At 43.4% G+C, this 13878-nt stretch carries 6 protein-coding genes; 1 reads left to right on the top strand and 5 read right to left on the bottom strand.

Annotation, left to right across the window (positions count from 1 at the left end; genetic code table 11):
• Positions 1–48: 48 nt before the first annotated feature.
• Positions 49–414 carry a DUF596 domain-containing protein gene (locus M1F03_RS07885; protein ID WP_154635658.1) on the bottom strand — a complete coding sequence of 122 codons (366 nt, stop codon included), beginning with the start codon at positions 412–414 and terminating at the stop codon, positions 49–51.
• 8 nt (positions 415–422) lie between these two features.
• The gene (locus M1F03_RS07880) at positions 423–1454 is read right to left on the bottom strand and encodes a hypothetical protein (protein ID WP_230085883.1); all 1032 of its coding nucleotides are present in this window, start codon (positions 1452–1454) and stop codon (positions 423–425) included.
• Positions 1455–1643: 189 nt separating this feature from the next.
• Between M1F03_RS07880 and M1F03_RS07875 the strand changes: the two genes are divergently transcribed.
• Entirely contained in the window at positions 1644–1874 is a 231-nt protein-coding gene (locus tag M1F03_RS07875; RefSeq protein WP_244316492.1) for a SymE family type I addiction module toxin, read from the top strand.
• A 48-nt stretch (positions 1875–1922) separates the two neighbouring features.
• Here M1F03_RS07875 and M1F03_RS07870 read toward each other — a convergent pair whose 3' ends face one another.
• From M1F03_RS07870 to M1F03_RS07860, 3 genes are all read right to left on the bottom strand, one after another.
• Positions 1923–2399, bottom strand: a complete 477-nt coding sequence (locus tag M1F03_RS07870; protein ID WP_154624158.1) for a hypothetical protein — start codon at positions 2397–2399, stop codon at positions 1923–1925.
• Positions 2396–3400: a VENN motif pre-toxin domain-containing protein gene (locus M1F03_RS07865; protein WP_154624159.1), complete on the bottom strand. Its 1005-nt coding sequence runs from the start codon at positions 3398–3400 to the stop codon at positions 2396–2398. Before M1F03_RS07865 ends, M1F03_RS07870 begins: the two co-directional genes overlap by 4 nt.
• Before the next feature lie 95 nt (positions 3401–3495).
• Positions 3496–13869 carry a hemagglutinin repeat-containing protein gene (locus M1F03_RS07860; protein WP_318840118.1) on the bottom strand — a complete coding sequence of 3458 codons (10374 nt, stop codon included), beginning with the start codon at positions 13867–13869 and terminating at the stop codon, positions 3496–3498.
• Positions 13870–13878: the final 9 nt, after the last annotated feature.

Below are 13878 nucleotides of genomic sequence, written 5' to 3'. Positions count from 1 at the left end.
TTTTGATCATCTGGACTTAAATGGTTATTCTCAACTTAACATTCAATTCTATGTCCATTCCTGTGTACCATCTTGAAGTATCCAGACTGCCCCCCCAGGACAACTTTCATCAAAAAACCAAAATTGATCAATTAATTCCTCTTCTGTCTCAGGAAATGCGTCATAAAAACATTGCAATTGTTCATCTATCGAGCCACTTAAAAATTTACCGTGCTTAGCTAATTTTAAATGACCTTCATACAATAATTTTTTTAAGAACCAAAAAAATATTTTTTTCCTTTCCGGAAAGGAAAAATCTTCACAAATTACATGTAGAGAAGGAAGCATGTCTGGTGTGATATAGGCCCATAACCCGTCTAAAGCTTGGGTTTTAGCGTATTCAACAACCGTTTCATATTCAACATTTGATACCATATAGTTCCCTACCTGAATTTTATCTCTGCATTTTTTCCAAGCCCATTTTCTACTTGTTTTAAAGTAGGGCTGTTCCTTATTTGTATTGTCCAACGAGCACCTGTTTGCTCTGCTGAACTAGATACACTCCTAAGAGTTATCATTGTTCCATCAGCCAGTTTCGCAGTATAAATCCCATCTTTTACCTTAGTTAGTGGTTGAGCGGCCAATTGCTCAGCATAATTATATATCTGTTGGTCCGTTAAATTTTGACTTTCATAAACTCTAGTTGAATAACGATTCCCTCCTATTCCCTGCCTAATTGTCTGACCATCAATAGTTATATCCTGAGAAGGGGAGTTTTTATCATAAATTTTTGATAATTCATCAAAGCGTTTTTGTTGGAGCTCTCTATTACGAGCGTTTTCCTCATCCTGAGGTTCCCAACCACCCGGAGCTCCAGAACTGCTGCCACCTAACTCATTTTTTTGCTCAGTTGTTAATCCTTTACCAATATTAGGTTTGGAAGAGTCATTGTTACCTGATGAATGGCTATCTGCAAAAATACCACTTACATTTAATTCCCGTCCTTGAGAATTCTTTGATGCAGTAATGTTTTTTGTACCATCTGCATTAAGGGCAGCTTGGAAAATGCCCTCTTTAGAATAAACAAAAATAAACTCATCAACAAATTTGACAATATCTCCCCTGCGAATCTGGCTCCCTGCCCCACCGTTATCCATGATATAGACTGTATTACCATTTTGATCCTTAGTTTCTCTTGCCCCTCGGACAAATGCCTGACCAAATCCCGCTTGTTTAGCCAGAGATTCCATCGTAACAGGCGGCTGGTTTACAGTCAGGGCGTTTCTTTCCCAGAGAATATCAAATTGCTTTTGCTGTTCCGGTGATAACGCCGCTTTTACCTCAGCAATATTTACTTCACCTTCGGCATTGATAAAATCGTTGATAGATTTACCAATATTTTTTAATGCGTTATCCAGCGCTAAAGCTATTTTCTTATTTGCATCGGCATCATTTATACCGGGGAAAACTGGCACAGGAAGAGGACCGAAAGGAGAAGGAAGAGCAACCGCATTATTCTCAACAACAACTCATTCCATTGCAACTTGGCCAGATAAAACCACTTTTTCCTAGTCCACTCAGTGAGTTACAAGACAATTTTCCCAGTGCATTTTCGCGTTTGGATTCGAACGCCCCGACATGAGCTTTTGGTTTTTGTAGAGCATATGTTTACAGTACTTTGTCGTAAAGTAAAAACACCGACGACTAAAGAAGAAGTGGTCAAAACCAGACAGTATACAGTGGGTTACGCCCCGAACCGCGGTAAACCCAACCCCAGCCCGCAACTCACCTTAAGCGGTAAGTGGCTGAAAGAGATGGGGTTTGAGGTAGGCAGTCACTATACCCTCACTCGCCAAGCCGGACAGTTGATTATCCGGCTGAGTGAGGGGGAGTGACACTATCGATACACATCAAAGGTAGTAGGTTTTAGAAATTAGAGCTCACTACCTATCTTTTTGATAAAAAGTTAGAGATGGCCCATAATCAGATTCTAAATTATGAAAATCTACTAAAAATTCTTTTGTTGGAAATGCTTTTTTAAGGGACATTTCCCAAGAACACTTCATAACTTGGCATAACTGCAAGAAAATTGAGTCAGATGTATTATCTAAATTGCCTGTGAATAGGTCATATAAGTGTACATGATTTAACATTTTTTCTATTGCAGAACGATTCGTTCCAAATTGTTTTTTCCACTCATTAAAGTTACTTTCTTCATACCTATCACTTAATAATATGCAACCATCTATATCAACGAACTCAGGTATCAATAATTTCACACTACAAAGTACATCTTCTGGATGACAACAATCACTAATATAGTCATTAATCGTCATATCGTTTGGAGAGCCCCAGTTATTTTTCCATAGTTCATAACGAGTTAAATCATATGGCTCTTCAATTAATATAATTTTTTTCATGGAATTTCATCCTCACGAACTGGTCGGGGTAACGCTTTAGTTGATGGAGACTGAACCCTTACTTGCCCATTAGGTAATACATTACGCCCATACTCTATAACATGAGGAGTCGAAACACCTCCGTGTGCAGCACCAGTGACATCAACCCGTTTCAAAATCATACCGTTAGAATCATAAGTCGCATAGCTTGTAATATTTCCTTGGTTATCAGCTCGATATACAGTACCGTTTTTAGGTCCATTCTCAATTTGGAACCTTCCACTTACTTGTTGAGCATTCTCTAATGGACCACCCGCAAGGTTAGTCGTATTTCGAGGGGGTCGTTGATGATTATTACCTGTATTTTGTGGAGACTGAGAACTACTTTCTGAGTCTTTTTGTTTACCACCTTTACTGCCCCCGCCCTTAATCCCAGCAACAGATATTCCAGCCCCCGGTACAGCGCCACCAATTCCAATATTTTCACCTGCTTCTTTAGCTATTAATGCACCTTTAGCTGTGACAGATAGTGAGTCATAAATCGCTTGGGCACTTTGTGCATTTTCCGCTTTCACAAAATTAACAAGTTGAGCGCGATCTTCACTGCTCAAATCATCAACAAGGGCAGACCATTTCAGGGCGTCAGCGACATCAATACCGCCATTTAAATCAGACCACGCAGCGATAGCAACAGATGAACTACCATCCTTAATTTCAGCAATGGTTTTATCTCTATTGTCCTCACTAATTTTACCGTATTTAGCATAAATCCTTTTTTTATCTGCGCCTGTTCTATCTGCTTCTTCAAGTTCTCTCATCATATCAACAACATTTTGAGAGCTCAAATAGTTATTCTCAACTGTGGTCTTCCCTGCTTGACCTGCATTTGCTGCACTCGATGTATCGCCACCCACCAAGCCACCAGCAATACCCGCCGCCAGACTCGCAAATGCACTCACTGTTGCTTTTTCGTCTTCCGTCAGTTGGCTTGCAGCTTTGCCATACAGTTTCTCAGATAACATCCCCACCGCTTCTGCCGTCACTGCACCCAGTGATTGCGCACTCGCATTTTCACCTTTTGCCAGCGCTAATGCAACATTTGCAATCGCATGAGCGGCTAGTCTACCTTTTTATTATCTTCTGGAATATTTTTGGCAATTTCATTTGCAATGTACGGCGCACTCGCATTCGCTACCGCTTTGTTCACATCACCATTCACTAACCCTTGGATTAACGCTGTACCTGATTCGACTATGCGCCGTTTGTCTCCACCGACTTGCCAGCCAGAGTCGTTGATTTCAGCCTGAATGGCATTCTCTCGCTCTTGGCCTGTCAACGTGGGATTATTTTTATTCACTTCTTTCGTCGCGTTAATGGTGGCTTCCGTCAATGCCACATCGGTAATTTGTTGGCCTATCTCACCAATTAACTGATTCTGCTCTATCCGTTTTTGCTCTTTCTCTTTATCAAAAATGCTATTGAGCTTTTCATGGGCATTACCCGTATCACGGCTTAAGTCATTGATATCTTGTTTCTGGTTATCCTTATCACGAATTGTAATCTCACCGTCAGATACCGCCGATTGGGTGGTGTTGCTGTCTTTACCTTTATTATTCACATTGGTTAGCAATGAACCCGCGGCATTGGTCATAAACTGGTCACCGACTGATGCACCACCCGTGCTAAAGCCGCCGCTTTGGCTATCCACCTTATATTCGGCTTTATTTTTGATATCCCCAAAGCCCAGCGTGCCCGTATCCAACTTGTTCTTCTCAGCGTCCGCAGTGCTGCTAATCACCGCCCCATCGAGTTGCGTATGATTGCCAACGGTGATATCAAAGCCGCCTTTACCGGCATTAATACCCGTTTGTTTATCCACCGATTGATAATCACTGTGCATTTCGGTTTTACTGGCATTAAGACTCAGTGAGCCACCGCCCGCTTGGCTGATACTACCGCCTGCACTGCTACTGGTTTGCTTCGAGTCGTACTTGTCGGTCATCTGTTGACTGGATAATGTTAAGTCACCACCAACATTGGCTTTAATGGTTTCACCGTTCACTTGAGCACCAGTGAGGGTGGTATCTTGGCCGCTATTTAGCGTGAGCTGTTTACCCGCATTGACCTCAGTATCGGTATAGAATTGGCTGTTACCTTTCTCAAAGCCTTTGCCTTGATTCACACTGGCACTAACACTAAAGCCATCAGTACCAAATCCAACGCCCATCGAGCTACCTTTGCTTTCATTTTTGCCATCTACCGTTTGGGTGTTGGTGGCGCTAGTCAGGTTGATATCGTTTTTGGCGGTTAACGTGACATTTTTATCTGCATCCAGTTGACTGCCTTGTACGGTCAAGTTTCCTTGGCTACCGTCTTTTTTACCCGTCGCAGTGAGGGTGATATTATCCCCCGCACTTAAGCTGCTGCCTGACGCCGTCTGTTGTTCCGTTTTGGTAGTAGATTTAGACGAACTGCTGCCATACGACACATTCACGCCGACTGATGGCGTTTTACCTTGTGCTTCAGCAAGTCGACCACCTTGCACTGCTTGCGCGCCTTGTAAGCCTGCCTTCATTCCTTTGAGCGCAGCTAATTGGCTATCATCTTCATCTTTGGCTAATTTAGCCGTTTGTACCATGCTATCCAGTGCAGCACCTGTAGTGCCACCCAGTGAAACCGTCAATCCACTGGATTTGCTTTCCACTGTGGTGATATCCGTACGGCTATTTTCAGCCGCGGTGATGTCCACATCACTGCCCGTCACATTGATATCTTTCGCAGCAATCACATCACTGCCATGAATGTTCGCTGTAGCACCTGCAGTTAAGTTTACATCTCCTGCGGTACTACCAATCACGCTGCCTTTTTTCTGGTTGCTGTCTGTTTCGGTAGTGACTTTTTGTGAAGTTGAACCGACAGTAAAACCTAATCCACCACTGCTCATTAACCCTGATTTCTTGGTTTTTGATACATGCGTTTCATGGGACGCTTCATCAGAGGTGGTCACATTTAATTGATTGCCAGCAGTCACATTGACATCGTTGGTTCCGAGTAAATTACTCCCTTCGATATTGACGTTGTTCCCTGCTGTCACTTTCACACTGTCACCATTGAATGTGCTACTGATAGCAGTACGCTCATTCACCTCGTCATGGGTTTCTTTCGTTGTGCTTGATAAAAAACCTTTATCCGTATGTTTGGTGTGTTTCACATAGTCGCTGGTTTCAATACCAGAGGTAATATTGATGTCACGACCAACATTAACTGCCAGCTCACCACCGCTGGTAACATTCGCTGCACGCGCGGAAAGATCTTGCCCTGCTGATAAGGTTAAATCCCCTTGAGTTTGGATTTGTGTACTCACTTCTGCACTATTAGCGCCACGATAGTAATTGCTTGAATTATGTGTGTAATCAAATGCAGAGCTGATATCGCGAGTTTCTAAACTAATATCGCGTCCCGCAATAATGGATGTTTTGCCATCAACACCTAAATTACCCACATCTGTGGCGATCAAGTTGATATCTTGTACCGCTTTTAAGGTAAGCTGACCATTATCACCCGTGACATAAATACTGGCAGGACGATCGAGCCATTGTGATTTACCATCGCCACGTTGCTCTGTTTCGCTGAGAATATCACGCCCTGCTGATAGTAAAACACTATCTAATCCACGAATTTCCCCACCGATATTTTTAATATCTTTTAGGGCATTGAGATGGACATCTTTACCTTGAATGCGTCCACTGTTTTCGATATTTTCAGCACGCAAATCCGTCAGTTCGCGGCTACTGATTTCACCACTATTGAGAATAGTGCCTGTCATATTGGCAGAAACATTACGCCCTGCCAGCAATGCACCATTACCATTTAAGTCCCCTTGACGAGCTCGGACATACACCTGCGGAACACTGACCATTTCAACGTGGCCATCTGGCAACGTGACCTCTTTATTCACCATCCACACAATATCCGTGGTCAAATTCGCCATTTGTTCGGGTGATAATGCAATGCCCGGAGTCAGGTTAAATTGATGACCAAACGCAACACCATTAGTCAGTAATGCACGGTATTGTTCTTCATCACTATTGTAATGACCTAATAAGCGTTGCCCTGTCGTTTCAATCAATTGATCACGAACTAAACGTTGCTCATAGTAGCCATCACCTAAACGCTTATGCAGCTGCTCGTTGGTGACAATATCAATACTCGACAACCATTTTTTGTAGTTAGTGAAACGCGGGTCAGTTTCAATCAAAAATTGGCTATCACTACTCGGCGTTAGGTTAAAAAGGCTGTTATCAGGTAATTGAATGTTTGGCCCAACCGTTCTTATCACGGTATTTAGATTACCTTTACCCTGAGGCCCAGTTTCTGCGGTGACGTTTTCCCCTTTACCTGCATCCCTTTGCTCTTGAATATCCACTTCTTTACTGATATTTGCATCATCGACTTGCAGTGATGAGTCAACCGATTTGTCATCTTTGACATCAACCTTGCCTGAAATTGCAGGTAATTGTACCACTTCCATTTTCTGGCCTGGCCTCAGGTCTAATGGCGTGTTTTTGCTATTTTTTAACGCCTGCTCAGTAACTGTGGCACCTTGATTTTCTTGTTGATTAGCATCAGAAACGCGTTCTGCTTGCCCATTCAGTTGGTTCACTTTCACTGAATCGAGCTGCATTTTATTGATATTGCCCGCATTTTCGGTAACTTCTAATAAATGTAATGCTAAATCTTCTTCGCTATTGACCCCTTGGTATTTTGACGTGCTAGTACGCGTTTTCCATTTACCACCGCCTTTATAGCGATAAATCGTATTTCCATCTTCAAAGATACGACGAACACCTTGTGCCTCTTCGTTATTTAGCTCATAGCCTGTTAAGATCAGGTTTTGCCCCGCAACAACGCGTGAATTTTCATTGTTCAGTTGTTGCCCATCTAGTGTTAAGTGCTTACCACTGGTGATTAGCGCCGCATCTCGTTTGATAATTTGGGTTTCATAAATGATACGGTCGTACTCATATTCATAGAAATTTTTAGTCCAATTACCATACTCAAACATCCGCCAGCGATTGGATTTTTCATAATGAATACCCACTTCCTTGTTCAGCGTGCCATCGTCATTAATCGCGTAACGTGTTTGGTTTCCATTACGCGGCTGAATTTTATAACGTCGCCCATTACCAAAGTCGTACCAGTCTAAATGTTCACGGCTTACTTCGACGGCATCGTCAGTCAGTTGCAAATGAATATCTTTATTTTCAAGAACATCCGTTTTTAGTGTGAGGTTACCGGCAGCCTCAATGTTAGCACTGTGGTTCTTCACGCTTTTGGCATGACCTGTGGCTTTTAACTGGTCGTTTAATTGGCTACCGAGGGTTAAATCACCATCACTGTAAATTAAGGCATGGTCACGATTTAACAGTTCAGAAACCGCAATATTGACTTCTTTACGTCCTGCAATCACCGCCGCTTTGTCCCTTTGCTTATCATTCACTAAGGAATTCACTGCGATGACAAGGAAATCACCGTAAATACGACCGGTTCCTAGGTTATCTAAAGAATTAGCAACAATGTGGGTTAATACACCGTCAATAAGCCCTGTATTCAATACCTGACCACTGGCTTTAATTCGAGTATTTTGTCCACTAATTTCGCCAGAAAGTGAGTTAATCACTGTCGTTGTAGATAAAGCCAGTTCGCCAAGGCTAGAAATTAACCCTTTATTGGTAACCCCTTGTGTAAAGTTAGCTGTTAGGTTTTCCCCTGCTTGAATACGCCCAGTATTTTCAAAGTGTTGGTTGAGTGCCAGCGATAACACTTTTTGTGCAATAAGCTTACCTTCACCCGTTAGTTGGTTCGCAGTAATAGTGGCATCGCCATTACTGACTATCACCCCTTGCTGGTTTGATACCGCTAAGGCTTTGCCTCTCGCATTATCGGTTATACTCAGTTTTGTCCCCGCAGATAGCATCCCTTGGGAGTTATTCAGGTTTTGTGCAATATTCGCTTCAATCGCTTGCCCTGCACGAACCGCCCCGCTTTGGTTATCTAAATGCGTGGTTCTGAGGCTAACACTTGCCCCCTCAAGGCCTTTACCTGCTTGAGATGTATTTTTGTTATCAATATATTTCGCAGAAATATCAAGGTGTTCATTGGCTTTGACCCAACCTTGTTGGTTTTCAATTTGCTGTTTTACTGCCAATTCAACATGATTGAGGCCTTGAATAACACCGCTATTATTATTGAGTTGTTGAGTCTTCACGTTCAGGTTTTGACCAGACAAAAGTTGCCCTTGCTGGTTTTCAATCCGTTGATGAATATCTAGCGTTGCGTTCCCCTGAGACTGAACAACCCCTTCAGCATTATCGAGATTTTTCCCTGTCACTTTTAACGAGGATTGGCTTAGTAATAACCCTTTTTGGTTCTCGATCTGCTCGGCATTCACGGTGAGTCCAAGTTTTCCTTGAACTACGCCTTGGATATTATTCAAATTCTCGGTATTCAGCTCAAGTTTGCCATTACTCGCTAATGTCCCTTGCTGATTTAGCAATGCCTGTTGCTGGGTATGAATATCCATCGACTGACCAGCAAAAATTTCTCCGTTCTGGTTTTCAACCCCTGTCGTGGTGAGTGATACCGCCCCAGCGCCTTGAATTTGCCCTTGGTGGTTAAGCAGTTTCCCACTGTCAATCGATAAGCCGCCCCCACTTAATAAACCGCCACTTTTTTGTGTATGGCTATTATTGAGCACCTCGCCATGGGTATTCAATGTCAATTGCTGGCCTGCTTGAAGTCGACCTTGTTGGTTATCGAGTGCTCCCGTATTTGCCGTTAAATTATTGACGGCAAGCATTTCTCCTTCCGTATTATCAAACCGATTTTTTTGGCTATCGAGCGAAATTTGATTTGCTTGTATTTGTCCTTGACGATTAATTAACTCGCCAACGGTCATCGCCAGGTTTTGGCTAGCAAAGATGCCTTGATCCGCTTTTTTAGCAAGATTAATCAGTTTCTGACCCTGTGTATCAATACTCACAGAGTGGCCTTTAATCATGCCTTCACGGTTATCCAATTGCTGCGTTGTCATTGAGAGCTCAGACTGGCTGCCCACCAAGCCTTGCTGATTGTTAACACCTTGGCTGTTCAGTTTAAGCGTACTTTTCGCCACAATACGGCCTTGCTCATTATTGAGCTCCCCCGTTGTTAGGGTTAACCCACCTTGCGCATAAATGCCTTTATTGTCACCGCTTTGCGTGTTGTTTAGCTGCTCACCATGAGTATTAATCAGTATGTCACTACCAGATTGAATTGAGCCTTGTTGGTTGTCAATTTGGCCACTATTTAACACGAGTGTTTGCTTCGCTAACAACGAGCCTTGTGTATTATCAAATCGGTGGTGATGGGTATTAATATCAACGGTGTTAGCTTGTAGATACCCCAACTGGTTTTGTAGTGCTTGGTTGCGCATCTGCAACAATTGCTCTGCGGCGATTAACCCTGCTTGGTTATTGATACCCTTAGTCACATCCAGTTTTGCATCACCATGGCGAGCAACCAGTTTTCCTTGCTGGTTTTCGATATCACTGGCTGCTATGCTCAGTCCATTCTCACCAATGAGTGCCCCGTCTTGGTTCAATAATTCATGGGTTAAATCAACCTTAAGATGACCATTTTTTGCGGTGATGACTTGTCCATCACGATTGTCGAGACTGTTGGCGATTAATGAGAAGTCGCCATTACTGCCTATTTCACCCGCTTGATTAATTAGCTTCCCTTGTAAGGTGATTTTCCCCGCTTTATCGCCAGTTTGTAATAACTTGCCCCCTTGGTGATCAAGGGTATTCGCCATGATTAAGATGTGTTCAGCTTGGGTGACAGCCTGATTTAGCGAGAGCGCTCCACCATCAATACTCAAAGTGTTAGCTGCCAATATTTCACCTTCATCACCCTCAAGTGATTGGCTATTTAAGGTGACATCCCCCATGCTGGCAATCACTTTACCAGTACGGTTAATTAATGATTGCGTTTCAACAAATACACCTTGGCGGCCGGTCAATGTCCCACCCGTGTTATCCAGTACTTGTTGAATTTGTAAATCAAGCTGACCCATTCTTGCACTGAATATTTTACCTTGCTGATTATCAAGGGCATGGGTTTTGATCAACCAAGAGCCGTTACCAATGATATCCCCTGCGTTATTGTTAATCTGTTGGGATACCTCAATAGTGCCTTGGTGTTCGCCCAGTTGGGTCATTGTCCCTTGCTGATGAGTTAAATTATTCGCTCGCAATTGGATATGTTGTGCTTGGGTATTGGCGGCTGTCAGGTCAATGTCTTTACCACTCAGTGATAAATCGCCTTGAGCAATGATTTCCCCGCGTTGCCCTTGCAAATCTTCAGTGGCAAGCTGCATATCCCCTTGTTTACTAATTGCTTTGCCGTCAATATTGCTGAACGACTGCGTGTTAAGGGTAAAATCCTGCTGCGCAAACAAGGTCCCTTGGGTGTTATCGACATGCTGCTTGGCATTTAGGATCAACGCCCCGACTTTAGCCGCGACCACAACGCCTTGTTGGTTGGAGAGTTTATCCACATTGACACTCAATGTGCCTTGGCTGCTAATATTCCCTGACTGGTTATCAAGGGTATCGGCGAGCTTGATTTGCCCTTTTTCACTGCCCGTTTGTAGCATTTTTCCACGTTGATGGGACAGGTTTTGCCCCTCAATTTGGATGTTGTCTGCCTGCGTCACCGCGTCATTGAGGTTGAGTTCCTCCCCCGTTAAGGCCAGTTTGCCTTTCGAGAGAATTTCCCCTTTTTCACCATCCAACTGCTTAAGTGTCAATTGGTTATCACCAAAACTGGCAATAATTTTACCGGATTGGTTAATTAAGCGTTCCGCAGCCAGCTGAATACCTTGATTACCTAATAATGTGCCTTGAGCGTTATTCAACGCCTGTTGGATACTCAACGTCACATGACCCAATTTGGCCGCAATAATCTTACCGTCTTGGTTATTTAGCTCGTTTGCGACAATATCAATTAGGCCATTGCTGGAAATTTCACCTTTCTGGTTATCAAATTGATTTTGAATATGTAAATCAGTTTTGCCTTCCCTTGTTTGCAGTAAGGTGGCCCCCTGATGGCTAAAGTTGTTGGCTAAAATAGAAACTTGGCCTGCTTGCGTGAATCCTTGGTTTAAGTTGATATCTGCGCTGTCTATACGCAATGTGTTTTGCGCAAAAATAGTGCCTTTTTCACCGTCTAAGCGATTTGCTGTTAATAAAGCGGCACCGGATAAACTGCTTATTTTACCTTGCTGATTGATCAGTTTATCCGCGTTGAGCATCAGGGCCTTATCAGTTTGAATCACCCCACGCGTATTATTCAATTCGCCAGCAGACGTTAGGTCTAAACGATAGTTCGTGCTGGTGAGTAATTTACCGTCCGTATTGTTAACAGCGCCTGCCTGTATGTTCAAGTCACCTTTAGATGCGATACTTCCTTGGGTGTTATCCAATCCATTAACCACATTAAGCTTTAGTGTTTTATCGCCTGTCTGCAACATATTGCCTTGACGGTGAGATAACGCAGTGGCCTGTAAAGTAATTTGTTCTGCTTGTGTGGTACTTTGATCAAGATTGGTCGATTTGGCGGTTAGTCTCAATGTACCACTGGTCAGAATTTCCCCTTTCTGCCCATCTAACTTATCGGACTTGATGGTGAGGCCTTGCTTGCCTGATGTTAAAATCGTGCCTTGTTGGTTGTTCAGATTGTGGCTTTGAATATCGACTTTACCATCACGGCTTAATAGCTGCCCAGACTGGTTATTCAACTGCTGCGTCGTTATTAAAGTATCACCTGCAAGGTTGATTTCTCCCTGTTGGTTACTGAATACCTGAGTATTCAAGGTATTTTCAGAATTCCCTTTTTGAACTAATTTACCTTGCTGATTATCAATAAACTCAGGTGCTGTCAGAGTCAATTTATTGGCGACAACCTCTCCCTTTTGGTTATCAATCCCACGCTTAGCAGTCAATGTCGCATTGTTTGTTGCTAGTAAATGCGCCTCTTTAGTACGAATATCCGCAGCACTCGCCGTCAACGTGATATTCTTGGCTTGGGTATTGGAATGGGATAAATCTATGGCGCTGCCTGTTACCGTTAATTCGTCTTTAGCAAGGATATCCCCTTGTAACACAACCGCTTTATCACCGTTAACCCTTAACGAGCCCACTGAAGTCAGTTTGCCTTTACTATCAACCCCTGCCGCTAATAAAGCGCTATTATCACTGTTAACTTGCTCTGCACGCAGTGTTGCATCACGCCCAGCAACAATTTGGCCTTTATCGGTGTTAGTGATGGCCTGTTTTGCTTTAAGCTGAATATCGTTTTGTGCAAGTACAGTCCCTGAGTTGTTTATGCCTTGCTGGCTATTAAGGGCAATATTTTGGCTTGCGTTGATCACGCCAATATTGCCAATTTTACCGTCAGCCGATAGGGTAATATCACCGGCCTCTGCCCCAATATGCCCCGCATTACGCACGCCCACACCATGCTCTGTCCCCCGCATTTTGATGGCATTGACATACATGCCGCCTAAAGCGGCAACATCTAAAGCAAATTCAGGCTTATCATCGGTGGAGGAATTATCTGTTGTCTTGAGAATGGTTTTTCCATCCGCTGCAACGGTATTTTTTCCCGTTGTAATCGCTAAATCTTTAGCATGCAATTTGGCATTAATATTCACTGAACGGGCTATCAGAGCGGTGTAGTTAGTTCCATTGCCATTGTAACCTTGCCCAACAATATTGATGCTGCCTTTATCAACTTCAAACCCTTTGATTTTGCCATTCTCTATCAGCGTTTTACCCGCAGAAAGTAAGGCTTTATCCGCGTTGATGAAGCCACAACCGTTACAGGTGATCCCCGCTGGGTTGGCAATGATCACATCCGCCTTTTTCCCAGCCACTTCAATAAAGCCATTGAGCTGACTTGGGTCGCGACTATTCACCTCATTGAGAATAATTTTGGCTTCCCCTTTGGCGAGCCAATCATTACCTTGAATAATACCGCCCAATTGTGTGTTCGTGTTGGTACTGCTGTTGTTAAGGATAGCCCCTTTCTGATCAACATCGAACTGGCTGTATTGGTTGCGAGAAACCCCATCACGGTTGGGTGCTTGAATATTGACTTGGGGTAAACCATTTTGTGTATTCACAATCGTGGGTTGTTGGTTACCCGGAGCCTTACCATCGGCAACTATAGTCGAGGCTGAAACGTTAAAGCTCACCATACCTAATGTGAACCATAAGGAAGTTACTATCGGTTTAACTGACCAGCGCACCTGACATCTTGTTGTTTTCTCGACGCGATTGTTATTCGAACCCGCTGGCCCCGCACGATGGCTGCGCGTAATATCGGAAACCACCATCACCATTTGGCGCGCGGCATTAAAAATGAGGCGATAAAATAACTTGTTCATCCTGAGCGT

Origin of the sequence: Providencia sp. PROV080 (genome assembly GCF_033688105.1) — a bacterium.
Taxonomy (GTDB): Bacteria; Pseudomonadota; Gammaproteobacteria; order Enterobacterales; family Enterobacteriaceae; genus Providencia; species Providencia zhejiangensis.
This window is presented reverse-complemented; position numbering and strand designations above follow the sequence as displayed.